Below are 25,029 nucleotides of genomic sequence, written 5' to 3'. Positions count from 1 at the left end.
GCAGTACCACCCTTGCCGAGGTGCGGGGTCCGCGCCCAGGTGGGCGGATGCGCGAGGATGGACGGTATGACGACACCATCCGAGGACGGGCTGGGGGCCATGATCCGGACGTGGCGGAACCGGCTGCCGCCGTCCGCCGCGATGCTCCGGGTGGGCCGCCGTCGGCGCGCGGCCGGGCTGCGACGGGAGGAACTGGCCGATCTCGCGGGTGTGTCCGTGGACTATGTGGTGCGGCTGGAACAGGGGCGGGCCACCACTCCCTCGGAGTCCACGGTCGCGTCGCTGGCCCGTGCGCTGCAGTTGTCGGGACCCGAGCGGGATCATCTGTACCGGCTGGCACGGCTGGTGCCGCCCGCCACCGGGACGATCTCCGCGCACATCCCGCCCGGTGTCCAGCGGGTGCTGGCCCGGCTCGGGGACGTGGCGGTGGCGGTGTTCGCGGCGGACTGGCATCTGGTCTGGTGGAACCGGGGCTGGGCGGCACTGCTCGGTGATCCGGCGGCCTCGGCCCCCTGGACGCGGAACTTCGCGCGGTACCGATTCCCCATCGGCGCGGAGTCCACCCGGCTGACCCAGTGGCCGGTGAACGAGCGCGACCCGGACCTCACGGACGCCGCCGTGGTGGCCGACCTGCGCCGGGCGACCGGTCGCTTCCCCGACGATCCCCGGCTGGCGCGGCTCGTCCGCGAACTCCGCGACGGAAACGGGCAGTTCGCCGAACTGTGGGCCACCGGTGCGGTGGGCGAGCACCGCGAAGACCACAAGGTGATCGAGCATCCCTCGGTGGGAGAGGTCACCGTGGACTGCGACGTGCTGACCGACGGCGACACGGAACTGAAGATCGTCATTCTCACGGCAGAGCCGGGCAGCGCGGACGAGACGAAGCTGCGGCTCGCCTCGATCGCCGGTCCGCCGGTCCGTGTGCCGACGGGCGGGTCACGAGGGCGCTGAGGGGGCTGGGTCTGGGCTTGGGCCTGGGTTTGGGCCTGGGTCTGCGTTTGGCTTTGGGTTGGTGGGTGGGTGTAAAGGGCCGGTACGGCTACGCGGCCGGGTCGTGGCCAGGTGCGGGTTCGGTTGCCGGTCTTGGTGCCGATGCGGGTGCGGGTGCCGACGCTGGTGCCGATGCGGGCGCCGAGGCAGGTGCCGGTGCGCCGGGATCGCGGTCGAGGAAGTCCCGTACGACGCCCGCGAAGTGCTCCGGGTCATCCAGCCACGGGTAGTGCCCGGCGCCGGGCTGGACGGTGAACTCGGCGGCGCGGAACACACGTGTGGCCTCACGGGCCAGGTCGGGACGGGGGCCGCCGTCGAGTGCGCCCGCGTACACGAGTACGGGCGCGGCGAGAGCGGCGAGTGCGGCACGGGTGGCGTCGGGAGTGAGGGCACCGTCCGCGAAGAAGTGCGCGGCGGCCTCCTCATTCGTCTCGTGGTCGGCGGCGGCGTCGTGTGTCCGCGCGGCCTCGTCCCAGCGGCCGTAGAAGAAGGGGCTGAACACTTCGTCGTAGTCAGCGGTGCCGTCGAGCCAGGCCGAGAGGGCGGGGAAGGCCGCGGGGTACCAGGATTCATGTGCCCTGAGCCGGGCCGCCGCCAGCCGGTCCTCGGGGGTGGTGCGGAAGCCGAGGGCGGAGCAGTTGGGGGTGATCAGCAGGAGTCGGCGGACGCGGTCGGGGTGGCGGGCCGCGTAGAGCAGGGCCACGGTGGCGGCCGCCGAGTGTGCGAGCAGATCCATGTGGTCCCACCCCATGTGGTCCCGCCATACCTCTACGTCGTCCACCAGCCGGTCGGCGCGGCAGGACGCCAGGTCGGCGGGGCACGCGGAGTCGCCGGTGCCGCGCAGGTCCAGCAGGTGGAGGCGGTGGTACGCGGCCAGACCGCCGAGGTCACCCAGGTAGGCGGAGGCTCGCATGGGGCCGCCGGGGAGCACGGCAAGAGGCTCGCCGGTGCCCCGCGCGTGGTGGGCGAGGAGGGTTCCGTCGGCTGCGGAGAAGGTCGGCACGGAGCGATCATCCGGGGCCGCGACACGAACGCGCAACGGCTTTGACGGCGGGCGGCAGACCGGCGCGTCAGAAACCGCAGACCGCAGACCGCAGACCGCAGACCGCAGACCGCAGACCGCAGGGACAACCGTGCGGGAAATTCCCCGTCACCCCCTTGCCCGGAGCCCTCGGGCTGCATTAACTGGCCCCGGGACGATCGACCGAATGATCGGTCGTCCGGAATATGTGGTGCCGACGAGGGAGAGTGTCCGATGGCGGACGGGACGGACCTGCTGGACGCGGGCGAGCGGCTGGGGCACGAGGAACTGCGGGCGCTCCAACTGGAACGCATGCGGGCCTCGCTCCGGCACGCCTACGAGAACGTGCCGTTCTACCGCGCGTCCTTCGACAAGGCGGGCGTCCGCCCCGAGGACTGCCGTTCCCTCGCGGACCTCGCGCACTTCCCGTTCACCACCAAGGCCGACCTGCGGGACAACTACCCGTACGGAATGTTCGCCGTGCCGCGTGAGCGGGTCCGGCGGCTGCACGCGTCCAGCGGGACGACGGGACTGCCCACGGTGGTGGGCTACACGGAGAACGACCTTTCCATGTGGTCCGACATGATGGCACGTTCGCTGCGCGCGGCGGGCGCACGGCCCGGTGACGTGGTGCATGTGGCGTACGGCTATGGGCTGTTCACCGGCGGGCTGGGCGCGCACTACGGTGCCGAGCGCCTTGGCTGCACGGTCGTACCCGCGTCGGGTGGGATGACGGCCCGGCAGGTCCGGCTGATCCAGGATCTCGAACCGGGCGTCATCATGGTGACCCCGTCGTACATGCTGACGCTGCTGGACGAGTTCGAGCGGCAGGGTGTGGATCCGCGCGGAACGTCGCTGCGGGTGGGGGTGTTCGGGGCGGAGCCGTGGACGGACCGGATGCGGCAGGAGATCGAGGAGCGGTTCGGGATCGACGCCGTGGACATCTACGGCCTGTCGGAGGTGATCGGTCCGGGAGTGGCGCAGGAGTGCGTCGAGACCAAGGACGGACTCCATGTGTGGGAGGACCACTTCTATCCGGAGATCGTGGACCCGGTCACCGGCGAGGTGCTGCCCGAGGGCGAGCGCGGGGAGCTGGTGTTCACCTCGCTCACCAAGGAGGCGATGCCGGTCGTCCGTTACCGCACGCGTGATCTCAGCCGCCTGCTGCCGGGCACCGCGCGCGCCTTCCGGCGGATGGAGAAGGTGACCGGCCGCAGCGACGACCTGGTGATCCTGCGCGGGGTGAACCTGTTCCCCACGCAGATCGAGGAGATCGTGCTGCGCACCCCCGGTGTCGCACCGCACTTCCAGCTCCGACTCACCCGCGAGGGCCGTCTCGACGCGCTGACCGTGCGTGCCGAGGCCAGGGCGGGCGCGACCCCCGAGGCACGGGACGAGGCGGCCCGCGCCATCGCCGCGGCCGTGAAGGACGGCATCGGGGTGTCGGTGGGCGTGGAGATCGTCGAACCGGAGTCGCTGGAGCGGTCGGTGGGCAAGATCCGCCGCATCGTGGACCTGCGGGAGAAGTAGCGGCGATCGACCGGCTCCCGGCAACAGGGCTCCTACGATGCCGAGTTGGGGCAGGCCCGCCGGAGGTCAGCTCCCGAACCGTTCCCGCAGTTCCCGCTTGAGGATCTTCCCACTGGAGTTGCGCGGCAGATCCGGCACGAACAGCACCCGCTTGGGCACCTTGAACGGGCTGAGCTTCTCCCTGGCGTACGCGATGAGTTGGTCCTCGGTGACCTCGCCGCGCGGGACGACGACAGCGGTGACGGCCTCGATCCAGCGCTCGTCCGGCAGGCCGATCACGGCGGCCTCGGCGACGCCCTCGTGGGTGTAGAGGGCGTCCTCGACCTGGCGTGAAGCGACCAGTACGCCACCGGAGTTGATGACGTCCTTCACCCGGTCCACGACCGTGTAATAGCCGTCGGTGTCGCGGACCGCGAGGTCGCCGGAGCGGAACCAGCCGTCACGGAACGCCTCGGCCGTCTCCTCGGGCCGGTCCCAGTAGCCCTGGCACAACTGCGGTGAGCGGTAGACGATTTCACCGGGTGTCCCGTCGGGGACATCGGCGCCGTGCTCGTCCGTGACACGCGCGTCCACGAACAGGACGGGCCGCCCGCAGGAGTCGGGGCGACCCTCGTGCTCGCCGGGTCCGAGGACCATCGCCAGCGGCCCGATCTCGCTCTGCCCGAAGCAGTTGTAGAAGGCGAGGCCGGGCAGGTGCGCGCGCAGCCGCTCCAGCACGGGTACGGGCATGATCGACGCGCCGTAGTACGCCTTACGGAGTCCGCCGAGATCGCGCGCGGTGAAGTCGGGGCGCCCCGCGAGGCCGATCCACACGGTGGGCGGCGCGAACAGGCTGTCCACGCGGCCCGACTCGACCAGTTCGAAGAGACGGTCGCCGTCGGGCGCGTCGAGCACGACGCCGGTGGCGCCGACCGCGAGGTAGGGCATCAGGAAGACGTGCATCTGCGCCGAGTGGTACAGCGGCAGCGCGTGCGCGGGCCGGTCCCCCGCGCTCAGGTCCAGGGCGGCGATGGCGCTCATGTACGCGTGCACCAGCGCCCGGTGGGTCATCATCGCGCCCTTGGGCAGCGCGGTGGTGCCGGAGGTGTAGAGCAATTGGACGAGGTCGTCGGTGCGCGCCTCGGGACCGTCGTACGGCGCGGTCCCGGCGAGCCGGTCGAGGAAGGAGCCGTCGTTGTCCCGCAGCGGCAGCACCCTCGTGCCGGGCGGGAGCCGGTCCGCGAGGTCCGGATCGGTGAGGACCAGCGTGCTGCCCGACTGCTCCAGGATGTACGCCAGGTCGGCGCCCGTCAGCTGGTGGTTGACCGGCACATGGACGAGCCCGGCGCGGGCGCAGGCCAGGAAGGCGACCACATAGGCATCCGAGTTGTGGCCGTAGGCGGCGACCCGGTCGCCGGGTGCGAGGCCCTCCCCGAGCAGCAGGCCCGCGCCGCGCGACACGGCGGCGTCCAGTTCCTCGTACGTCCAAGCGCGGTCGGCGTACTCCAGCGCCACCCGCGCCGGGGTCCGCCGGGCGCTGCGCCGCAGCACCCCGTCCACCGTGCTGCCCTGTACCTGCGTCATGGGAGCTGATCATCTGGGCGGGCGGTGACGGGGTCAAGCGCCCGGCGGGTGATACGTGGTGCACCGGCCCATGTGCCGTTACGACGTGTTCCGTCACCACGTGTGTCGTCGCCACGTGTGTCGGCACGACATGTGGCGACACCACGTATGCCGTCACCACATGTGGCGTCACCACATGTACGCCGACCACACGAGCACCGCCCCTCGCCCCGCTCCCCGGCCCTACTCCCCCGCCCCCTCCAGCACAGCCATCGCCGCGTTGTGCCCCGGCACCCCGCTCACTCCCCCGCCCCGCACCGCGCCCGCCCCGCACAGCAGGACGTTGGCGTGCCGGGTCTCCACGCCCCAGCGGCCGGTGCCCTCGTCGGCGTAGGGCCAGCTCAGGGGCTGGTGGAAGATGTTGCCGCCGGGCAGGCGGAGGTCGCGTTCCAGGTCCAGCGGGGTCTTCGCCTCGATGCAGGGGCGCCCGTCGGCGTCGGTGGCAAGGCAGTCGGTGATCGGTTCCGCGAGGTGGGCGTCGAGCTGGGCGAGGGTCGCCGCGAGCAGTTCGTCGCGCACGGCGTCGTTGTCCCGGTCGAAGAGGCGGGCCGGGGTGTGCAGGCCGAACAGGGTGAGGGTCTGGAAGCCGCGCCCGGCCAGTTCGGGGCCGAGGATGCTGGGGTCGGTCAGCGAGTGGCAGTAGATCTCGGAGGGCGGCGCCGCGGGGAGGCGTCCGGCGGCGGCCTGGGCGTGCGCGGTGGCGAGCTGCTCGTACCCTTCCGCGATGTGGAAGGTGCCCGCGAACGCCTCGCGCGGGTCCACGGAGGTGTCGCGGAGCCGGGGCAGCCGGGTGAGCAGCATGTTGACCTTGAGCTGCGCGCCCTCGGCGGCGGGCTCGGGGGGCGTGTCGCCGGTGAGGGCGGCGAGTTCGCGCGGCGAGGCGTTGACCAGGACGTGCCGGGCGGCGGCGACGCGTTCGCCGTCGGCGGTGCGGTAGGTGACCTCGGCGGCCCGGCCGTCGGTGTCCACGCGGACCACCTCGGCACCGGTGGTGAGGACGGCGCCCGCCGCGCGTGCCGCGTCCGCGAGGGCGTCGGTGAGGGCGCCCATGCCGCCGACGGGTACGTCCCAGGCGCCGGTGCCGCCACCGATGACGTGGTAGAGGAAGCAGCGGTTCTGCGCGAGGGAGGGGTCGTGGGCGTCGGAGAAGGTACCGATCAGCGCGTCGGTGAGGACCACGCCCCGGACCAGGTCGTCGGTGAAGTTCTCCTCGATGGTGATGCCGATCGGATCCTCGAACAGCGCCCGCCAGGCGGTCTCGTCGTCCACGCGGCGGCGCAGTTCGTCCCGGCTCGGCAGCGGCTCGGTGAGAGTGGGGAAGACACGTTCCGCGAGGCGGCCCGTCATGTCGTAGAAGCGCTGCCACGCCTCGTACTCGCGTCCGCCGCCGGTCAGCCGGGCGAACGCCTCGCGGGTGCGCGTCCCGCCCCCGCCGACCAGGAGCCCGGTGGGCTGTCCGTCCCGCTCGACCGGGGTGTACGAGGAGATGGTCCGGCCGCGCACCCGGAAGTCGAGGCCCAGATCGTCCACGATCTTGGACGGCAGCAGGCTGACCAGGTAGGAGTAGCGGGACAGCCGGGCGTCCACCCCGGCGAAGGGGCGGGTGGAGACGGCGGCGCCGCCAGTGGTGCCGAGCCGTTCCAGCACCAGCACGGACCGGCCGGCCCGTGCCAGGTAGGCGGCGGCGACCAGACCGTTGTGGCCACCGCCGACGATCACGGCGTCGTAGGTGCGGGTTCCCTCGTTCACAGGCATGGCTCTTGGTAACACGTGATGATCCACAACGGCCAGGGGCGGCGGACGTTCCGTGGTCCGGACGGCCACGGCCCGGCCCCCGTACGGCTGTGGCCGGACCTGGTGCGGCTACGGCCCGACTTTGTACGGCGCCGGGCGGGCGGCCGGGCCGAGGCGGGCGACGGCCCGCAGGATGTGCCGGGGCGGAAGCTGCCACCGCAGACGCGCGGGGACCGCGCGCAGCAGGGTGCCCGCGGCTCGCAGACGGCGGGTGACGACCGCCGGGGCGGGTGCCGGACGGCCGTACAGCTCGTGGGCGTACGGCGGCAGCGAGTCGTAGGCGAGGTGCGCGACGTGCCGCCAGAGCAGGGCACGTGCCGGGACGAGGAGGGGATGCGTGGGCGGACGGCGCAGGAACTCGTCCACCTCGCGGGCCTCCGGTCCGGCGGCCAGGTCGGGCCGGACCTTCTCGAAGTACGCGGACATCGCGGCCCGGTCGGCGGGGACGGAGTCCGGGTCGAGGCCGACGAGGCGGGCGCTGACGCGGTGTTCGGCGAGGTAGCGGTCGGCCTGGGCGTCGGTGAGGGGGAATCCGGAGCGGCGGAGCACGTGCAGGTAGGAGTCGATCTCCGCGCAGTGCACCCAGAGCAGCAGCGCGGGTTCGTCCACGCCGTAGCGCTCGCCGGTGTCGGGGTCGGTGGCGGACAGCTTGCGGTGGATACGGCGGACCCGCGCACCGGCGTCCTCGGCCGCCCCGGTGGTGCCGTAGGTGGTGGTGCCGACGAAGCCCGCGGTGCGCATCAGGCGGCCCCAGGCGTCACGGCGGAAGTCGGAGTTCTGCATGACACCGCGCACCGCGCGGGGGTGCAGCGCCTGGAGGTGGAGGGCGCGGATTCCGGCGATCCACATCATGGGGTCACCGTGCATCTGCCAGGTCACGGAGTTCGGCGTGAACAGTCCCGGATCGCCCATGTCCGCAGGGTAACTCCGGTGGGGCGGAGTGGGGGGCGCCTGGACGTGGGGGTGCTCGAACGCGGGGGTGCTCGGACGTGGGGGTGCTCAGACGTGGGGGTGCTCAGACGAAGGTCGCCATGAAGTCCGTGCAGGCGGCGGCGCAGGCGCGGCAGGCCGCGGCGGCGGATTCCGCGCCGGGCTGGGCGTCGAAGGCGTGGGCGCAGTCGAGGCAGACCGAGCGGCACCACTCCAGGTGCACCCGGACCCCGTCGAGGTCCTGCTCGCTCTCCTCGGACAGCACCCGGCAGGTCGCGTCGCACACCTCGGCGCACATGATGCCGAGCCGACGTACCTGATCCAGGCCGCCGGAGCCGTCCGGTTCTTGCAGGCTCGCACGCACCGCGCACGCCCTGGCGCACTCCGTGCACGCCTGGGCACACGCGAAGCGGTCCTCCAGGTAGCGGTAGAGCTGCTGCGGTGAGGTCTGCGGAGTCACGGGGTCCGGGTTGCCCTGCCGGAGGACCGCAAACACGGCCCACGCGGGGCTCAACGGGCTTGTGCGGCAAGGAGGGTGGGGATGGTCGCCGTCCGTGACGTACGGCGACACGCGGTGTCCGGTTCGCCCTGCTTTATGGGGGTAGTCCAGTGCTATGAGCACTGCACAGATGGAGCTGGCCGCCGCGAGCGGCTTGATGAGCCTCGTACTCTTCCTGGTGGCCGTGGGCGTACTGGCGCTGCTCGCGGGAGGGTTCTGGATGAACTCCCGCGTCAAGTACCGCGAGCCGCCACGGCCGCGCCCGGAGGAGCAGCCGCACCTGCCGCCGGAGGGCGCGGTGCACCAGATACAGGAGAACCGCGAGCCGGATGAGATCCCCTTCGTCCCCAAGGGCGGCCGGGCACTCACCCCGTACGAACTGACCAACATGCACACCAGGCCGAGCGAATCGAAGGACCGCCCGCGCTGGAGCAGGGGGTCGAGCGGTTCGTTCGGCGGGGGTGGGCTGGGCGCCCATTGAGTGCCGGGGAGGGTGCGGGGCCGGAGGGGCTGGTGAGTGCGGCCTGAGTCGCGGGAGCGGAGGGGTGAGTGGGTGAGTCGCGGGAGCGGAGGGGCGGGTGAGTGAATCGCGGGGCCCGGTTCAGTCCGGATTGGCTTCAGCCCACATGACCTGGACGGGTTGTGTGGGCTGAACCGCCATGTGTGCGGCCACCGACTCGGGCGCGCGGCTGAAGGGCGACATGGGTGCACGGCTGATCGGACGATGTACGGGTGACCGGGTGGCGTGGCTGGAACGGGCAACCGAGCGGCGTGGGTGGGACGGTTGACCGGACGGCACGGGCGTACGGAACAGGTGACCGTATGGCATGGGTGCACGGCTGACGGGCTCGGCCGACGACGCGCCCCGAGGGCTCAGCGCCAGGTGCTGGAGCCGCCCCGGCCTCGGGAGCGCCGCCCGCGCACCGTGCGGCGCAGCAGCCGGTACGCCTGGAACATGGTGAGCGGCCAGAGGACCGCGAAGCACCAGAGGGGTATGCGGTCCGAGGTGCGGATGCCCAGCACGGCGACGAGCACGGAGGCGAGGGCCAGGAGCAGAACGGCCAGGGGGAGCCACCGGTCCCGGCGGCGCCGTCGCTCCACGAGGTACGCCGGTTCGGCCACATGCCTGCCTTCGGTGGGATGTGCGCGGGCCACATGTGGTCCCGGCCCAGGGGGCGGCGTTCCGGCCGCGCCGGACGGCGCCCCCGTACGCGCCACCGCGCGCATCCGCGCACTGAACTCGCGGTCGTCCGCGAGAGCCGTCTCGATCTGTGCCAGCGTGAGACGTTCGCCCTGCGAAAGCCCCGCGCCATCAGGTATCTCCCAGTCGCGCACGGAATCCGCACCTCCTCGGACCGGCCGCTTCCTCTCACGGGCCACACCACCGCGGCCCCGGCGCCCCGCTCGCCCGGCGGCCGGGTTCCCCGTGCCGGGGTGTTCGAAGCGCCGGTACCACCGAGCATGCGCGCGCCCCGGATGAGACACCACCGCTCACAGCGAATCGGTGTGCGCAGTGCACATGACCTTCGCTGCCACAAGGTCGATACTGAGGGCAGAAGTCCTCCGGCTGTCATCAAGTGAATCCGAGAGCGAATCCCGAGACGCAGGTCGAAGACGCACTGCTAGCCCTCTTAGGAGATCCAGATGAGGATGCTGATCAACGTCCCGGAGACGGTCGTGGCGGACGCGCTGCGTGGGATGGCCGCCGCGCACCCCGACCTGGCCGTGGACGTGGAGAACCGGGTGGTGGTGCGCCGGGACGCCCCGGTGGCGGGGCAGGTCGCACTGGTCTCGGGCGGCGGTTCGGGGCACGAGCCGCTGCACGGTGGCTTTGTCGGACCCGGCATGCTCTCGGCGGCCTGTCCGGGCGAGGTGTTCACCTCACCGGTGCCCGACCAGATGGCCCGCGCGGCGGCGGCCGTGGACAGCGGGGCCGGGGTGCTGTTCATCGTGAAGAACTACACCGGGGACGTCCTCAACTTCGACATGGCCGCCGAACTGGCCGAGGACGAGGGCATCCAGGTGGCGAAGGTCCTGGTCAACGACGACGTGGCGGTGACCGACAGCCTCTACACCGCCGGTCGGCGCGGCACCGGCGCGACCCTGTTCGTGGAGAAGATCGCCGGTGCCGCGGCTGCCGAGGGCCAGCCACTGGAGCGGGTGGAGTCGATCGCCCGCCAGGTGAACGCCAACTCCCGCAGTTTCGGGGTGGCATTGAGTGCCGTCACGACTCCGGCGAAGGGGTCACCGACGTTCGATCTCCCGTCCGGCGAGCTGGAGTTGGGCATCGGCATCCACGGCGAGCCGGGCCGTGAGCGCCGGGCCATGATGACCTCCGGGGAGATCGCGGACTTCGCGGTGAACGCCGTCCTGGAGGACCTCCCGGTCAGGAATCCGGTGCTCGTCCTGGTCAACGGCATGGGCGCGACACCCTTGTTGGAGCTGTACGGCTTCAACGCCGAGGTGCAGCGGGTACTCGGGGAGCGCGGGGTGACCGTGGCCCGCACCCTGGTCGGCAACTACGTGACCTCACTGGACATGGCGGGCGCCTCGGTGACGCTGTGCCAGGTGGACGAGGAGCTGCTGCGGCTCTGGGACGCGCCGGTGAAGACGCCCGGACTCCGCTGGGGGATGTGACGCCGGGCCGGGCGAAGCCCCACCACGGGGTGTCCCGGTACCGCTCCCTTCACCCCTGACCGCCGCAACACCCCTGCTACGCAAGGAGAGACAGTGCTCGACGCCGATTTCTTCCGCCGCTGGATGGCGGCGACCGCCGCGTCCGTGGACCGGGAGGCCGAGCGGCTGACCGCTCTCGACTCCGCCATCGGGGACGCCGACCACGGCAGCAATCTTCAGCGCGGGTTCGCGGCCGTCGCCGCCGCACTGGAGAAGGAGTCGCCGGACACGCCGGGCGGTGTACTGGCCCTGGCCGGACGACAGTTGATCTCCACGGTCGGCGGCGCCTCCGGACCGCTCTACGGCACGCTGCTGCGCCGCACCGGCAAGGCGCTCGGGGACGCGGCCGAGGTGAGCGAGGCGCAGTTGGCCGAGGCGCTGGGCACCGGGGTGGAGGCCGTACGCACCCTGGGTGGTGCGTCGCCCGGCGACAAGACCATGATCGACGCGCTGGTCCCGGCGGTCGAGGCGCTCGGTGAGGGCTTCGGAGCGGCACGTTCGGCGGCCGAGGCGGGCGCCGAGGCGACCGTTCCGCTCCAGGCCCGCAAGGGCAGGGCGAGTTACCTCGGTGAACGCAGCATCGGCCACCAGGACCCCGGTGCCACGTCGTCGGCGCTGCTGATCGCCGCGCTGGACGAAGCGGCGTCCGGGTCCTGACACGAGCGACGACGGGAGCCTCACGTGAGTGACGACAAGCGGCTGGTCGGAATCGTGCTGGTGTCGCACAGCGCACAAGTCGCGGAATCCGTGGCCGAGTTGGCGAAGGGGCTCGCGGGCGGGGCGGACACGGTCCCGGTCGCGGCGGCGGGCGGCACCGAGGGCGGCGGGCTGGGCACCAGTTCGGAGTTGATCTCCGCGGCTGCCGCGTCCGTGGACCGGGGTGCGGGGGTCGCCGTGCTCACCGACCTCGGCAGCGCGGTGCTCACCGTGAAGGCGTTGCTGGCGGAGGGCGACGAACTCCCCGACGGCACCCGGCTGGTGGACGCCCCGTTCGTGGAGGGCGCGGTGGCCGCCGTGGTCACCTCGGCCGCGGGAGCGGACCTGGACACGGTGGAGGCGGCGGCGGCCGACGCGTACAGCTACCGGAAGGTGTGACGACGGCGCGAGCCGCCGCCCCAACTCCCCTTGCGTGGATGCTCGTTCAGCGGGTTCCGGTGAACGCTTTCGCCAGCCGCTCCCCGGTGGCCACGGCCGCCCTGTGGTTCTCGATGGGCCGGACCTTCGAGTCCCGGAAGACGATGTACGTCACGCCGGAGGGGACTCCGCCGGTCTGCGGGTCGGCGTCGATACCGAGGGCGCGGGCGGTGCCGTAGGACGCCTCACCGATGATGCCGCGCGGCCCGGTGTCACCGACGACGGCGTACACCACCCGCCCCTTGTAGACGACGGCGGCCACGGAACCGCCCCGCACTCCGCTCCCGGTGTGGTTCCAGATGCCGCTGGGCTGCGGGATCACGATGTACGGCAGCGCCTCGGCGCTGAGGTGGCGGCCGTCGGACTGCTGGAAGGCGGTGGCGGCGCTGAACAGCGGATCGGTGCGCCGGTTGCAGCGGGCGGTGGGACGCCCGTCGCAGTCGATGTCGAGATCCGCTTTCCAGAACACCGCGTCGCGGGTGCCGCACACCGGGACGGTGGCGCGGGCGCTCTCGTCGGTGCGGTAGCGCCCGCGCGAGACCTGGTCGCAGGAGCGGACCCGGTCCAGGAGAGCGGCGGCGGTCACGGAACCCTCACTGCGGGCAGTGGCCTCGTGCTGCCGCGGAGGGACGGCCGCGGCGGCGGGAAGGGTGGCGGGGACGAGAAGGGCGGCGCCGGCGGCGGCCAGCGTCAGCGACTGGGCACGCACTACGTGAACCTCTTCACATAAGGGGACATTCGGGCCAGCATGTCGAAAATCAGCCCAGAGTACGAGCACCGTCATCCCGATGGGGCCGGATGGAGCAGCTTTCTGACACTCCATGAGGAAGGGGCGCGACGGAGCGGCCCGCACACCCTCTTGCCGCCCCCGCGCCCTCCGGGCCATATTGGTCCGGACCTTTACGGTACGACCGGTGTCCAGGAGGCGGAGTCGTGCGACGCGTTCTGCTACGCCCACTCCTGGTCTGCGGCACCCTGCTGCTGGTCGCCTCCTGCGGCTGGAGCGGCGCGGCCGAGGAAGGCGGCGCGCGGGCACCCGGCGCTCCGGCGGGCGTCACGGCGGCAGCCGGAAGCGCGACCAGCGTGCACGTGATGTGGAACGCGGTGACCACCGGACCCGGTGTCCACACCTACGAGGTGTATCGAGGCTCCACCAAAGTCACCGAGGTACCGGGCTCCCAGCACATGGTGGATGTCACCAGGCTCAAGCCGTCCACGGTGTACGTCTTCACGGTGCGGGCCCGTGACGAGGACGGCCGGACCGGACCGGCGAGCCGTGCGGTGCGCGCGCGGACGCCCGTGGCGACGGCGGCGGACCGGTCGGCCCCGTCCCGGCCCGGCACGGCGACCGGACGGGCGGTCGGCAGCCGCGCGGTCCAGCTGTCCTGGTCGGCAGCGCGGGACGACAGAGCTGTGGTGTCGTACGACATCCTTCAGGGCGGGACGAAGATCCACAGTGTGGGCGGCGCCCAGACCGCGACCGTGGTCACGGGGCTCCGGCCGGGTACGCGCTACACGTTCACCGTGCGGGCGCGGGACGCGGCCGACAACCTCTCCCCCGCGAGCCCGGCGGTCCGGCTCGCCACACCGGGCACCGACGACGGACGGAACACCGCCCCGACCGGCTTCACGGCGGGCACGCACCACGCCGACGACGGGGCGTACTACGCGGATCTCGTCTGGGACCCGCCGCAGGTGGACGGCGTCATCACCGAGTACCTGATCGAGCTGGACGGTGCCACGGCCACCTCCCTGGTGTGGGGCGGCGAACCACCGCGCGGCCGGTCCCGGTACAGCTTCTATCTCGGGCAGCGGGCGGGCGAGGAGCACCGGGTGCGGCTGCGGCCCCGGCTGCCGGACGGCACCTGGGGCGGCTGGTCCGTGGAGCGCACGGTGACGACCGGCAGGGACGGCTGAGCCAGGACGTGTAGCGCGCGGCCATGTGGGTCCCGCACATGAGGCGGGCGTCACCTGTATGGGCGCGGCCCGGGTGCGGTGGCCTGCGGCGCCGCGTTTGCTGCCAGTTGAGGCAGCACGGCGTTCCCCCACCCCCGGCGGCGCATCCGACGTACCGCCGACCGTGCCGCAGGAGGCCCGACCCATGCGTACGTCACGACTCCTCCTCCGCTCCGGTCTTCTCCTGGCCACCGCCGCCGCACTGCCGACCGCGCTCGCCGGATCCTCGGCCGCGGCCACCGGCATCTCGGTGAGCACCACCGGGAGCACGGTCTCGGTGGTCACCAGCGCCTGTACCCAGTCGGGCGGGGCGTGGGGCAACGCCTCGCTGCTCACCAGCCGTCAGGCGAACTTCTCGCAGGGCCGACAGGTCGCCCTGTCCGGTACGACGATCAGCCAGTCCGCTGCCTGGTCAGGGGTGACTCCGGGGACGTACACGGTCGTCGTGGTCTGCTCCAACGGCATCACGGCGGGCACCCAGGCGGTCGTCGTCTCCGGCACCTCCACCGGTGCCGGTGTGGCGACGGGCGCCCCGACCACCTCCTCCACCTCTGCCCCGGCACCCGCGCGGGGCGTACAGGGCGGTGTCGGCGGCTCCAGCCACGACTTCGGCCCGGTCACGATGAGCGTCGGCTTGGCCCTGGTCGCCTCCGGGATCGCCGGGGCCATCTGGTTCCTGCGGCGCCGGTCACGCCCGTACCGCCTCTGAGGCCCCAAGCGACAGACGGCAGACGGCAGACGGCAGACGGCAGACGGCAGACGGCAGACGGCAAGCGTGGCATCAGGAATCAGCCGGGCGAGCCTGCCGACTTCCCCGCCTCGTCCGCCCCCACATCCGTCTCCGCACCGAGAGACCGCTCCGGGCTCGGCCCCGACCGCCGCTCCTCCGCCAACCCCTCCGGCGCCCCGGACTCCCCCGGCACCTCCGGGAACTCCTTCAGCGCCTCCGCCAGCCACCCTGTCCAGAACGTCTCCAGATCGATCCCGGCGCGCAGGACCAGATGCCTCAGGCGGTCCTGCGCACCGGCGCGTTCGGGTGGGAAGTCGCGCCGCTCGATCTCCTCGTACTCGGCCAACTGCCGCCGGTGGAGGTCGAGATGGCGGCGCAGATCCGCTTCGAGTCCGGCTGTGCCGACGACCGCCGCGGCACGTAGCCGGAGCAGTAGTACGTCCCGTTGTGGCTTGGGGTCCTGGGCGGTGGCCGTCCAGCGGGCGAGTTCGGCGCGGCCGGTGGGCAGCACCTCGTACGTCTTGCGCTGCCCGCGCGAGGGCTGCTCGGCGGGCAGGGCGCGAATGTGTCCTCCGGACTCCAGCCGCCCCAGTTCGCGGTAGATCTGCTGGTGGGTCGCGGACCAGAAGTAGCCGATCGACCTGTCGAACCGGCGGGTCAGTTCCAGGCCCGAGGACGGCTTCTCCAGCAGTGCGGTGAGGATGGCGTGCGGGAGTGACATGGGGTCATCCTAGGAAGGCGCGGCCACGGCGCTAAAGGCCAGCCGCCTAAAGGGCAGCCGCCAGCTCGGTGCCCTGCTTGACCGCCCGCTTGGCGTCCAGTTCGGCGGCGATGTCGGCGCCGCCGATGAGGTGGACCCGGCGTCCGGCGCCGGTCAGCTCGTCGTAGAGGTCGCGGCGTGGTTCCTGGCCGGTGCACAGGACGACGGTGTCCACCTCCAGGACGCGGCTCTCGCCGTCCACGGTGATGTGCAGTCCGGAGTCGTCCACGCGGTCGTAGCGGACACCAGGGGTCATGGTGACGCCCCGGTGCTTGAGTTCGGTGCGGTGAATCCAGCCGGTGGTCCTGCCCAGGCCCGCGCCGACCTTGGTCGTCTTGCGCTGGAGGAGGTGCACGGTGCGGGGCGGGGTGGGCCGCTTCGGCTCGGTGAGACCGCCGGGCGCCGCGTACTCCATGTCCACGCCCCAAGCCCGGAAGTACGTCGCCGGGTCGTCGCTCGCGCCGTCGCCCGCGTCGGTCAGGTGCTCGGCGACGTCGAATCCGATGCCACCCGCACCGAGGACGGCGACGCGCGCGCCGACGGGGGCGGTGCCGCGCAGTACGTCGAGGTAGCCGACGACGCTCGGGTGGTCGATGCCGGGCAGTTCGGGCACGCGCGGGGTGACACCGGTGGCGACGACCACCTCGTCGTAGCCGTCGAGGTCGGCGGCGGTGGCCCAGGTGGCGAGGCGCACGTCCACGCCCTGCGCGGCGAGGCGGTGGCGGAAGTAGCGCAGCGTCTCGTCGAACTCCTGCTTGCCGGGGACCATGCGGGCCACGTTGAGCTGGCCGCCGATCTCGTCGGCGCCGTCGAACAGGGTGACGTGGTGGCCGCGTTCGGCGGCGGTGACCGCGCAGGCCAGCCCGGCGGGGCCCGCGCCGACGACGGCGACGCGCTTGGCGAGGCGGGTCGGGGAGAGCACCAGCTCGGTCTCGTGGCAGGCGCGCGGGTTGACCAGGCAGGAGGTGATCCTGCCGCTGAAGGTGTGGTCCAGGCACGCCTGGTTGCAGCCGATGCAGGTGTTGATGGCGTCGGGCATGTCCGCGGCGGCCTTGGCGACGAAGTCCGGGTCCGCGAGCATCGGGCGGGCCATCGACACCATGTCGGCGCAGCCGTCCGCGAGCAACCGCTCGGCCAGTTCAGGGGTGTTGATGCGGTTGGTGGTCACCAGGGGTACGGAGACCTCGCCCATGAGCCGACGCGTGACCCAGGTGTAGGCGCCGCGCGGCACGGAGGTGGCGATGGTCGGGATACGGGCCTCGTGCCAGCCGATGCCGGTGTTGATGAGGGTGGCACCGGCGGCCTCGACGGCCTTGGCGAGGGTGACGACCTCGGGGAGCGAGGAGCCGCCGGGCACGAGGTCCAGCATGGAGAGCCGGTAGATGAGGATGAAGTCGTCCCCGACGGCCTCGCGGACCCGGCGGACGATCTCCACGGGGAAGCGCGTCCGGTTCGCGTACGAGCCGCCCCAGCGGTCGGTGCGCCGGTTGGTGCGGGCGGCGATGAACTCGTTGATCAGATAACCCTCCGACCCCATGATCTCCACGCCGTCGTACCCGGCCCGCCGGGCGAGATGTGCGGCACGCACATAGTCGTCGATGGTCCGCTCGATGTCGGCGTCACTGAGTTCGCGCGGCACATGGGGGCTGATCGGGGCCTGGAGGGCGCTCGGCGCGACGAGGTCGGGATGATAGGCGTACCGGCCGAAGTGCAGGATCTGCAGGGCGATCCGGCCCCCCTCACGGTGCACGGCGTCGGTGACGGTCCGGTGCCGGTCGGCCTCCGCCTCGGTGGTGAGCATGGCACCGCCCGGGTAAGGGCGGCCCTCCTCGTTCGGGGCGATGCCGCCGGTGACGATGAGGCCGACACCTCCGCGCGCACGGGCGGCGTAGAAGGCGGCCATCCGCTCGAACCCGTTCTCCGCCTCCTCCAGACCTATGTGCATGGACCCCATGAGCACGCGGTTGGGCAGTGTGGTGAAGCCCAGGTCGAGCGGGGACAACAGGTGCGGGTATCGGCTCATCGGGCGGCCCTCCGTACGCGGTGCGGTCGCCTTACGTTCTAGAGGACCCGGACCTCTTTGTGCAACTAGTTGCACAAGCCCCGGGCGGCCCGCGTGCGGCCCCCTTACGGGACAACCCCGGCCGTACGGTGGTGAACCGTGGGCCGGGGCCGGGAGGCGGGACATCCGGAAGTGCGCCGGGTCACAGGCCGGAAGGAGCGTCCCTACGATCTGGACGACCCCGCTACGGCCTGCACGACCCTTGGAACCCGTACGGGCCGTACGGGGTGCGGGCGCCGCGAAGGTCGTGTCAGCGGCTTTCCAGCAGGACGTGCAGTTCCCTCTCCTGGTCGCCCGAAGCGGAGGAGAGATCGCGCACGGTGAAGAGGGAGTCGAGGGTCTGGTGCAGGCGGCCGATGGCCCAGTAACTCCCCTGCGCGTCGGCCTCGACACTGGACGAGAGCCGGGCGGGCGGGGCGCACCGAGTGGTCTCGCTGACCTCGAACGTGCCGAGCCACACCATCGGGCGGCTCTCGTCGGCGTGCTGGGGCACGTCCTCGGCGGCCCGGTCGGACTCGAAGCACTGGTTCAGCGCGTCGAAGACGATCCGGGCGTCCTCCTTGCTGCATCCGCTGATCTCGACGGAAACGGATTCCTCGTGGTCACGTTCGCGGTCCATCGTGCGTACTCCTCTCGTGGCTCGCGCCGTACGCGCGGGGCCGCGCCTCCGGTCGCGGTGCCTCCGGTCGCGGTGGGGCGGTGGCGCGATGGCGCGGTCCGAGTGCCCACGAACCGCGCCGTACGACCGGAAAACCACGAACTTTCCGCTGAGCCGGGGCCGGAACGAGCCGGTCCGGCGCCCGCACCGTCCCCTGACACCGGCACCCGCACCCGCACCCGCACCCGCACCGGGACGAGCCGGAGCAGAGCCGGGCCGGAGCCGAACCGGAGTCGGATCAGGGCGGAGCAGGGGCCGGGCCGGGGTTCAGCCGCGCGTGAACTTGTACGTCTTGCTGTCCACGACGGTGCAGAAGCCGGGCGACACGACGATGACCCGGAGGACGCCGGTCCGGCGGTCGTAGTCGATGCCCTCGGCCTCGAAGCTGCCGGAACAGGCGCTGCGCAGCGGCAGTTGGCGGAGTGCGGTGACGTGCCCGGTGACGTCGCCGGACCCGTTCGGCGCGGCCGAGAGGTCGATCTGGAGCAGCGGCTTGGTGATGCCGAAGAGGGAGCCCTCGGGGTCGTCCGAGGAGCAGAGCAGGGTGGTCGGGGAGGAGAAGTCGCAGCCCTGAACGTCGCGTACGGCGTGGTCGAGCCGCACCTGGGACACCAGGGGCAGGTTCGCCGAGGGCGAGGCGGCCGGGTTGATGCCGGGGGTCGGGAAGACCAGGAGGCGGTTCATCGCGCCCCACTCCCCCGACAGCATCCACTGGCCGTCCGGCGAGATCGCGTCCCAGGAGTTGTTCATGGCCTCGCCGGGGGCGAGCGTGTGCACGTACTCCGACCAGGCACCGCCGGGGGCCTGCACCCGGTACATCTTGGTGTTGCCGTCGTCCCGCTGGTAGGGCTCGATGTAGTGCCCGTCGGCGGAGGCGTCGGGGTCGCCCACATGGTTCCAGCCCCGGCTGGACACGGAGAGCGGGATGGTACCGACGCCCGTGTACCGGTTCGGGCTGTTCACCGGGACCTCCACCGAGGCCAGGCCCTGGCTCTCGGTGAGCGGGTCGGCCCGGTCTGAACCGGTCTCCGTCCAGGTGTCGGCGGCGAAGGCGGGCGCGGGCGCCGCGAGGGACACGACAGCGGCGGAGGCGAGGGTAACCAGTCCGGCGAGGGCGGCTCGGCAGAAAGCGCGGGGGCGGGTGCGTGGGGCGGCGGCGCGAGGGGTGGTGGCGCAAAGAGTGGTGGCGCAAGGTGTAGCGGACGCGGGCATGCCAACTCCTGCAACAGAGGTGGGGGGTGGGGGTACTCCGTCGGCGGACAGTCTGACGGGGCCAAGGTCGGCATGTACAGACCAATTACGAGACGCGGGGGTGAACCCTGACGAGGGGGCGAGGACGTGGCGGGGCCACACCAGTTCTCAAGGAGTCATGGCGCCATCCCCCATGTGCTCCCCTGTGCTCCGGTGCGTTTCGACGCGCTCCGGTGCCTTCCGATGTGCTCCGGCTGGACGCCCCGGCGCGTTCCCGGCGGACGCCGTCGCCCGTCGTGGGGGATGGTGGAGGGAGGCGCAGAGACATAGCGACGTAGCTACGTAGCGACCTGGATACGTAGAGAAACGGGCGGCTGCCGGAAACCGGGGTGAGCGCGGTGGAGCGAGCGGAACCGGTACGTGCGGCGGTCCGCCGTACCCGTACGACACCGGGGAGACCGGTGAGAGGCCGGTGCGCGGCGTGACCGGGGCCGGGACGCCTGGCTACGCGGGAGCCGACGGCGAGGAACCCCCGTCGGGCGCGCTGCGGCCGGGCGGGCTGCTCGACACGCTCGGGCTGGCCTCCGTGGTGCTGGCCGACGACGGACGCATCGTGCTGTGGAGCCCCCAGGCCGAGGACCTGTTCGGCTACACCGCGCGCGAGGCGCTGGGGCAGTACGCGGCCCGGCTGATGGTGCACGAACGGCACCTGAAGCTGGTCGGGGAGCTGTTCGCCGACGTGATGCGCACCGGCCGGAGCTGGGCGGGCGGCTTCCCGATCCGGCACAAGGACGGCACCATCCGACTGGTGGAGTTCCGCAACATGCGGCTCATGGACGCCCAGGGCGCCGTCTACGCCCTCGGCCTCGCCGCCGACCAGGCGACCGTACGACGGCTCGAACAGGGCGTGGCTCTCTCGGAGCGCATGGTGCGGCAGTCCCCCAACGGGCTCGCGGTGCTGGACACCGGGCTGCGGTTCGTGTCGGTGAACCCGGCGCTGGAACGGACCGACGGCATCCCGGCCGAGGCGCACCTCGGGCGCACCCTGCGCGAGCTCCTGCCGCTGCTCGACGCCGACACGCTGGAGGAAACGTCCCGGCAGGTCCTCGACACCGGCACGCCGGTCATCGACCGGACAGTGGTGGGCCGTACGCCCGCCGATCCGGACGGTGACCGCACCTGGTCGCTGTCCCTGTACCGGCTGGAGGACTCCCTGGGCAATGTGCTGGGCGTGGCACTGTCCCTGGTGGACATCACCGAGCCGCACCGGGCCGCGCTGGCGGCGGAGGCGGCGCGGCGGAGGCTCGCGGTCATCGCGGACGCGACCGCGCGGATCGGTACGACGCTGGAGCTGGACCGCACGGCGGGCGAGCTGGCCGAGGTGGCGGTGCCGGAACTCGCGGACCTCGCCGCCGTGGATCTGCTCGACTCGGTCGTGGACGGCCGCCCGAGCACCCTCGGTCCGGCGGACGCGGCGCTGATGCGGGCGCTGGCGCTGCGCGCCCGTCAGGACTCGGACGCGGTACGGGCCGCCGACCCGCCCGGCCGGATCGCCCGGTACGCACCGGACCGTCTGGTCACCGAGTGTGTCCGCTCGGGCGAACCGGTGCTGGTGCGCCGGGTGACCGACGAGGACCTGCCGCGCATCGCCCGCTCGGCGGAGGCGGCGGCGCAGCTCGCCCGCGCGGGGCTGCACTCGTATCTGGCGGTGCCGCTGATCGCGCGCGGGGAGGTGCTGGGCGCCCTGGACCTCAAACGGACCCGGAACCCGGCGCCGTTCGACGCCGACGACGTCCTGCTCGCCCGCGAGCTGGCGGCGCGCGCGGCGGTGCAGATCGACAACGCCCGCTGGTACCAGAACGCCCGCGACACCGCGCTCACCCTCCAGCGGAGTCTGCTGCCGGAACGTCCGCCGGAACCGGCGGGCCTGGAGGTGGCATCGCGCTACCAACCGGCGGGCGCGACCAGCGAGGTGGGCGGGGACTGGTTCGACGTGGTCCCGCTGGACGGCGACCGGACCGCGCTGGTGGTGGGCGACGTGATGGGCAGCGGCATCGGCGCCGCCGCCACGATGGGGCGGCTGCGCACGGTGATCACCACGCTGGCCCACCTCGGTCTGGACCCCGCCGCCCTGCTCGGCCACCTCGACCGGACCACCTCCGGCCTCGACCAGTCCATCGCCACCTGCCTCTACGTCGTCCACGACCCCCGGCTGCGGCAGTGCCGCATCGCCAACGCGGGCCATCTGCCGCCGGTACGGGTACGCCCCGGCCGGGCACCGGAACTGCTCGATCTGCCGACCGGTGTGCCGCTGGGCGTGGGCGGGGTGGGGTTCTCCGCAGTGACCTTCGACTTCGAGCCGGGCGATGAGCTGGTGCTCTACACGGACGGCCTGGTCGAAACACGGAGCGACGCCCTGGACGAGCGGCTGGACACCCTGCTGTCCCTGCTCGGGCGGTCCGGGCGGCCGTTGGAGGAGACCTGCGATCTGCTTCTGCGGACACTGCACCGGCCGGACAACCATGATGACGTGGCACTGCTGATCGCTCGGGCTCGGTAGGGGGCCGGGTTCGTCGTCCCGGCTGCGACTGGGATTGGCTTTGTTCACGGGTAGCGACAGCGGTTGTTCATGGGTTTGGGAGGCACCCCGATCCACGGTCGGGTGATGTTCACGTGCTTTTGACAGCGCGGCGGTTCTTGCCAGGGCGGCATCGGGATGCGCCTGGTGAAAGGCGCTGATCATGCCGCAGATATCGAAGGTCGAGTGGTATGCGGCGATCCGGCGTGACCACCGTGCTGGGATGTCGATGCGAGCCCTGGAGCGCAAGTACGGGGTGACGTATCGGAGGGTTCGGAAGGCGGTGAACTCTGCCTGGCTGGAGCCAAGAAGCTCCCTCCTCGCGCTACAGCTCTCGATCCGTACAAGTTCGTGATCGACCAGATGCTGTGGGCGGACCTGGATGCGCCGCGGAAGCAGCGGCACACGGTCACGCGGATCTTCCACCGGCTCGTTGAGGAGACAGGCGTCGAGGACATCTCCTACCAGCTACCTGTTCTCCTTCCGCCTGTCGTATTCCGGCAAGGCCGTCCACCGCGTTTCCGCCTCCTGCGGGCAGGAGGCGTTCTTTGAAGGCCACGTGCACGCGCTCAGGACGCTGGGCGGGGTTCCGCGAACCAAGGTCCGCCATGACAACCTGAAGTCTGCTGCCGCCCAGGTCCTGGGACTCAGCCGGGCCCGGGTGGAAACGGACCGCTGGATCGCCTTCCGCTCCCACTTCGGCATCGAGAGCTTCTACTGTCGCCCCGGCATCGAGGGCGCCCACGAGAAGGGCGGAGTCGAGGGGTAGATCGGCTACTTCCGCCACACCACTTCACGCCCGCCCCCGAAGTCGACTCGCTCGCCGAGCTGAACGAACTGGTCGATCAGTGGGACATCCACGACGGACGTCGTCGCATCGGTGCCAGACCGCGGACCATCGACGAGTACTTCGCCGTCGAACAGTCGCTGCTGACGCCCCTGCCGGACGAGCCGTTCGAAACGGGCCGGCTGTTCACACCACGAGTGGACCGCTACAGCCAAATCACCGTCCGGACCAACCGCTACTCGGTCCCCGTCCGCTTGATCGGCAAGAAGGTCCGGGTCATGCTGCACGCCTCCCACCTGGCGGTCTACGACCAGAACGTGGAAGTGGCCCGGCATGAACGCCTGATCGCCAAGTACGGAATCCGCCTGGAGCTGGACCACTACGTGGAGGCCCTCGTCCGCAAACCGGGTGCCTTTCCCGGCTGAACGGCCCTGGAGCAGGCCCGTTCAGCCGGGAGATTCACCGGTCCATCAGCCGTTACCGCGCGGGACCAGCGCTCCTGAATGGCTACCTGCTTCCGCTCAAGCTCGGCATCCATCACCCGGCTGGTGGCCGTCCCCGGAATCGTGATCGCCCGCCCACGAACCCTGACGACTCGCAGATCACACAGAACTCTGCTCCGGACCACCCGCCGCCGCGTCTCGATCCCGGCGACCTCGCTCCAAGGGATGACCCGCCTGCTGACGAAAGTCCGGAACTCCAGTCCCCTTGCGGTCAGGAGGACCCTGCCATAGATCAGATTGACCGTTCCGACGAACGCGACCACAGCGACGACTCCAAGGCCACTCACGAACCACCATTTGTTCGATTCGTTGGTCAGGATCATCACCACCATCGCAGCAGTGAGGGCCAGCGTCACGAGACCGTTCTGCCACCAAGCTCTCTGGCGGTCATCAGAGTTGAAGCCAATCCATACGTCAGGCATGTCCATGATGCTATCGACGTCCATTCGAATGATGACCGGCCTGGCTTGACGACTTATGTACCTGAGGTGTCTACCGCGGCTTCCTCGCCGAGCTGCTGATGGCCGAGTGCGACGACCGCGCACGGCGCCGCTCGGAGAGGCGGATCAAGGCAGCAGGTTTCCCCCGGGAGAAGTCCCTGCAGGCATTCGACTCCGACGCCAACCCGAACATCGACCCGGCCACCATCCACACCCTCGCCAGCTGCGAATGGATTGAAGAGCCAGCCCCTCTGCCTGATCGGCGACTCCGGCACCGGCAAGTCCCACATGCTCATCGCTCTGGGAACCGAGACTGCGATGAAGGGCTACCGCGTCCGCTACACCCTCGCCACCAAGCTCGTGAACGAGCTGGTCGAGGCCGCGGACGAGAAGAGCTGAACAAGACCATCGCCCGCCACGGCCGCGTCAACCTGCTCTGCATCGACGAACTCGGCTACATGGAACTCAACCGCCACGGCGCCGAACTTCTCTTCCAGATCCTGACCGAGCGCGAGGAGAAGCACAGCGTCGCCATCGCCTCCAACGAGTCCTTCGGCGGCTGGACCAAGACCCTCACCGACCCCCGACTCTGCGCGGCCATCGTCGCCTGCCTCACCTTCAACGGCACCATCATCGAAACCGGCACCGACTCCTACCGCCTCGCCGGCACCCGAGCCCGAGCCGAGGAACCCGCCAAGGCCAGCTGATCTCTGCCGGTCGCAACCCGCCGGTCGGCCGCCTCACGGCCGACCGGCCCCGACCTCGGCGTCTTTCAGGATGCCGATCCATCCGACTCCGAAGACCCACGGTCGCGGGCACGTCGCAGAAGATACCTCGCCAGCCACACCACCCAGGTCACCAGCATCAGCGTCGCGGCGATCCTCACCCAGGGCGCGGTACCACTACTAGCCGCCGTCCAACCGAAGAACAGAATGCTCAAAAGCATCCAAGCCGGGCCGTCAAGGAAACCGCCCCTCGGGTCTCGTGACATCCCAACCCCCTCCTGCCCAATTCCGTAGCCTGTTCGCCACGGCAGAAGGATAGGGCAGCGCATCGAGCAGTCTCCGATCGCGGCCGGGCAACTCTGTCGGTCACCACGCGCTCCGGCAGTGACGTCATTTCTCGTGAACACCCACGAGCCTCAAGATCGCCAACTGCTGCTCAAACCGGCAGACAAACGCTGCCGCT

At 71.4% G+C, this 25,029-nt stretch carries 22 protein-coding genes and 2 pseudogenes; 12 read left to right on the top strand and 12 right to left on the bottom strand.

Annotation, left to right across the window (positions count from 1 at the left end):
- Positions 1-57: 57 nt before the first annotated feature.
- Entirely contained in the window at positions 58-951 is an 894-nt protein-coding gene (locus KUM39_RS01140; RefSeq protein ID WP_217783387.1) for a helix-turn-helix transcriptional regulator, read from the top strand.
- Between the two features lie 88 nt (positions 952-1,039).
- On the opposite strand, the gene KUM39_RS01135 is transcribed toward KUM39_RS01140, so the two are convergent.
- Positions 1,040-1,993: an alpha/beta fold hydrolase gene (locus KUM39_RS01135; protein ID WP_217783386.1), complete on the bottom strand. Its 954-nt coding sequence runs from the start codon at positions 1,991-1,993 to the stop codon at positions 1,040-1,042.
- Positions 1,994-2,245: 252 nt separating this feature from the next.
- Between KUM39_RS01135 and paaK the strand changes: the two genes are divergently transcribed.
- Complete coding sequence (gene paaK, locus KUM39_RS01130; RefSeq protein ID WP_217783385.1) at positions 2,246-3,541, top strand: phenylacetate--CoA ligase PaaK; 1,296 nt, start codon at positions 2,246-2,248, stop codon at positions 3,539-3,541.
- 66 nt (positions 3,542-3,607) lie between these two features.
- Here paaK and KUM39_RS01125 read toward each other — a convergent pair whose 3' ends face one another.
- From KUM39_RS01125 to KUM39_RS01110, 4 genes are all read right to left on the bottom strand, one after another.
- Positions 3,608-5,104 carry an acyl-CoA synthetase gene (locus KUM39_RS01125; RefSeq protein WP_217783384.1) on the bottom strand — a complete coding sequence of 499 codons (1,497 nt, stop codon included), beginning with the start codon at positions 5,102-5,104 and terminating at the stop codon, positions 3,608-3,610.
- A gap of 222 nt (positions 5,105-5,326) precedes the next feature.
- Entirely contained in the window at positions 5,327-6,898 is a 1,572-nt protein-coding gene (locus KUM39_RS01120; RefSeq protein ID WP_217783383.1) for a phytoene desaturase family protein, read from the bottom strand.
- Between the two features lie 108 nt (positions 6,899-7,006).
- On the bottom strand, positions 7,007-7,849 hold the full coding sequence (locus KUM39_RS01115; protein WP_217783382.1) for an oxygenase MpaB family protein: 843 nt from the start codon (positions 7,847-7,849) through the stop codon (positions 7,007-7,009).
- Positions 7,850-7,952: 103 nt separating this feature from the next.
- Positions 7,953-8,327, bottom strand: a complete 375-nt coding sequence (locus KUM39_RS01110; RefSeq protein WP_217783381.1) for a four-helix bundle copper-binding protein — start codon at positions 8,325-8,327, stop codon at positions 7,953-7,955.
- Positions 8,328-8,481: 154 nt separating this feature from the next.
- Between KUM39_RS01110 and KUM39_RS01105 the strand changes: the two genes are divergently transcribed.
- The gene (locus KUM39_RS01105; RefSeq protein WP_217783380.1) at positions 8,482-8,847 is read left to right on the top strand and encodes a DUF6479 family protein; all 366 of its coding nucleotides are present in this window, start codon (positions 8,482-8,484) and stop codon (positions 8,845-8,847) included.
- 392 nt (positions 8,848-9,239) lie between these two features.
- Here KUM39_RS01105 and KUM39_RS01100 read toward each other — a convergent pair whose 3' ends face one another.
- Complete coding sequence (locus tag KUM39_RS01100) at positions 9,240-9,701, bottom strand: hypothetical protein (RefSeq protein ID WP_217783379.1); 462 nt, start codon at positions 9,699-9,701, stop codon at positions 9,240-9,242.
- Positions 9,702-10,010: 309 nt separating this feature from the next.
- Between KUM39_RS01100 and dhaK the strand changes: the two genes are divergently transcribed.
- The 3 genes from dhaK to KUM39_RS01085 all read left to right on the top strand — a co-directional run bounded on the left by dhaK (position 10,011) and on the right by KUM39_RS01085 (position 12,137).
- On the top strand, positions 10,011-11,003 hold the full coding sequence (gene dhaK / locus KUM39_RS01095) for a dihydroxyacetone kinase subunit DhaK (protein ID WP_217783378.1): 993 nt from the start codon (positions 10,011-10,013) through the stop codon (positions 11,001-11,003).
- Between the two features lie 93 nt (positions 11,004-11,096).
- Positions 11,097-11,699, top strand: a complete 603-nt coding sequence (dhaL, locus tag KUM39_RS01090) for a dihydroxyacetone kinase subunit DhaL (protein ID WP_217783377.1) — start codon at positions 11,097-11,099, stop codon at positions 11,697-11,699.
- Between the two features lie 24 nt (positions 11,700-11,723).
- Entirely contained in the window at positions 11,724-12,137 is a 414-nt protein-coding gene (locus KUM39_RS01085) for a PTS-dependent dihydroxyacetone kinase phosphotransferase subunit DhaM (protein WP_217783376.1), read from the top strand.
- A gap of 46 nt (positions 12,138-12,183) precedes the next feature.
- Here the strand turns inward: KUM39_RS01085 and KUM39_RS01080 are convergent, their stop codons facing one another.
- Positions 12,184-12,885, bottom strand: coding sequence for a glycoside hydrolase family 75 protein (locus KUM39_RS01080; RefSeq protein WP_217783375.1), 702 nt, complete (start codon positions 12,883-12,885; stop codon positions 12,184-12,186).
- Between the two features lie 224 nt (positions 12,886-13,109).
- On the opposite strand from KUM39_RS01080, the gene KUM39_RS01075 reads away from it, so the two are divergent.
- Together KUM39_RS01075 and KUM39_RS01070 are read left to right on the top strand one after the other, a co-directional pair.
- Positions 13,110-14,093, top strand: coding sequence for a fibronectin type III domain-containing protein (locus KUM39_RS01075; protein ID WP_217783374.1), 984 nt, complete (start codon positions 13,110-13,112; stop codon positions 14,091-14,093).
- A 184-nt stretch (positions 14,094-14,277) separates the two neighbouring features.
- Positions 14,278-14,841, top strand: coding sequence for a hypothetical protein (locus tag KUM39_RS01070; RefSeq protein WP_217783373.1), 564 nt, complete (start codon positions 14,278-14,280; stop codon positions 14,839-14,841).
- Positions 14,842-15,034: 193 nt separating this feature from the next.
- Here the strand turns inward: KUM39_RS01070 and KUM39_RS01065 are convergent.
- The 4 genes and pseudogenes from KUM39_RS01065 to KUM39_RS01050 form a co-directional block, all read right to left on the bottom strand.
- A pseudogene (locus tag KUM39_RS01065) lies at positions 15,035-15,583 on the bottom strand (PadR family transcriptional regulator); the annotation flags it as partial.
- A gap of 46 nt (positions 15,584-15,629) precedes the next feature.
- Positions 15,630-17,645: an NADPH-dependent 2,4-dienoyl-CoA reductase gene (locus tag KUM39_RS01060; RefSeq protein WP_217783371.1), complete on the bottom strand. Its 2,016-nt coding sequence runs from the start codon at positions 17,643-17,645 to the stop codon at positions 15,630-15,632.
- 289 nt (positions 17,646-17,934) lie between these two features.
- The gene (locus KUM39_RS01055) at positions 17,935-18,303 is read right to left on the bottom strand and encodes a hypothetical protein (RefSeq protein ID WP_217783370.1); all 369 of its coding nucleotides are present in this window, start codon (positions 18,301-18,303) and stop codon (positions 17,935-17,937) included.
- Positions 18,304-18,609: 306 nt separating this feature from the next.
- Positions 18,610-19,446: a hypothetical protein gene (locus tag KUM39_RS01050; RefSeq protein ID WP_217783490.1), complete on the bottom strand. Its 837-nt coding sequence runs from the start codon at positions 19,444-19,446 to the stop codon at positions 18,610-18,612.
- 568 nt (positions 19,447-20,014) lie between these two features.
- Between KUM39_RS01050 and KUM39_RS01045 the strand changes: the two genes are divergently transcribed.
- From KUM39_RS01045 to KUM39_RS01035, 3 genes are all read left to right on the top strand, one after another.
- Positions 20,015-22,093, top strand: coding sequence for a SpoIIE family protein phosphatase (locus KUM39_RS01045; RefSeq protein ID WP_217783489.1), 2,079 nt, complete (start codon positions 20,015-20,017; stop codon positions 22,091-22,093).
- Positions 22,094-22,670: 577 nt separating this feature from the next.
- Entirely contained in the window at positions 22,671-22,880 is a 210-nt protein-coding gene (locus tag KUM39_RS01040) for a hypothetical protein (RefSeq protein ID WP_217783369.1), read from the top strand.
- A gap of 215 nt (positions 22,881-23,095) precedes the next feature.
- Positions 23,096-23,323 (top strand): Mu transposase domain-containing protein, encoded by a 228-nt coding sequence (locus KUM39_RS01035; RefSeq protein WP_217783498.1) that lies wholly within the window; start codon positions 23,096-23,098, stop codon positions 23,321-23,323.
- Here KUM39_RS01035 and KUM39_RS01030 read toward each other — a convergent pair.
- Positions 23,278-23,823, bottom strand: a complete 546-nt coding sequence (locus tag KUM39_RS01030; RefSeq protein WP_246619368.1) for a hypothetical protein — start codon at positions 23,821-23,823, stop codon at positions 23,278-23,280. The genes KUM39_RS01035 and KUM39_RS01030 overlap by 46 nt on opposite strands.
- A 71-nt stretch (positions 23,824-23,894) precedes the next feature.
- Here KUM39_RS01030 and istB point away from each other — a divergent pair.
- Positions 23,895-24,548 (top strand): annotated as a pseudogene (gene istB / locus KUM39_RS01025) (IS21-like element helper ATPase IstB); the annotation flags it as partial.
- Positions 24,549-25,029: the final 481 nt, after the last annotated feature.

The sequence above is a fragment of the Streptomyces corallincola genome, from assembly GCF_019104725.1.
In the GTDB taxonomy this organism is placed as follows: Bacteria; Actinomycetota; Actinomycetes; order Streptomycetales; family Streptomycetaceae; genus Streptomyces; species Streptomyces corallincola.
This window is presented reverse-complemented; position numbering and strand designations above follow the sequence as displayed.

Coding starts and splice junctions, on each gene's coding strand:
- KUM39_RS01060 (WP_217783371.1), bottom strand. CDS start 17,645: ATGAGCCGATACCCGCACCTGTTGTCCCCGCTCGACCTGGGCTTCACC.
- KUM39_RS01105 (WP_217783380.1), top strand. CDS start 8,482: ATGAGCACTGCACAGATGGAGCTGGCCGCCGCGAGCGGCTTGATGAGC.
- KUM39_RS01120 (WP_217783383.1), bottom strand. CDS start 6,898: ATGCCTGTGAACGAGGGAACCCGCACCTACGACGCCGTGATCGTCGGC.
- paaK (WP_217783385.1), top strand. CDS start 2,246: ATGGCGGACGGGACGGACCTGCTGGACGCGGGCGAGCGGCTGGGGCAC.
- KUM39_RS01070 (WP_217783373.1), top strand. CDS start 14,278: ATGCGTACGTCACGACTCCTCCTCCGCTCCGGTCTTCTCCTGGCCACC.
- KUM39_RS01125 (WP_217783384.1), bottom strand. CDS start 5,104: ATGACGCAGGTACAGGGCAGCACGGTGGACGGGGTGCTGCGGCGCAGC.
- dhaK (WP_217783378.1), top strand. CDS start 10,011: ATGAGGATGCTGATCAACGTCCCGGAGACGGTCGTGGCGGACGCGCTG.
- KUM39_RS01140 (WP_217783387.1), top strand. CDS start 58: ATGGACGGTATGACGACACCATCCGAGGACGGGCTGGGGGCCATGATC.
- KUM39_RS01030 (WP_246619368.1), bottom strand. CDS start 23,823: ATGCCTGACGTATGGATTGGCTTCAACTCTGATGACCGCCAGAGAGCT.
- KUM39_RS01115 (WP_217783382.1), bottom strand. CDS start 7,849: ATGGGCGATCCGGGACTGTTCACGCCGAACTCCGTGACCTGGCAGATG.
- KUM39_RS01055 (WP_217783370.1), bottom strand. CDS start 18,303: ATGGACCGCGAACGTGACCACGAGGAATCCGTTTCCGTCGAGATCAGC.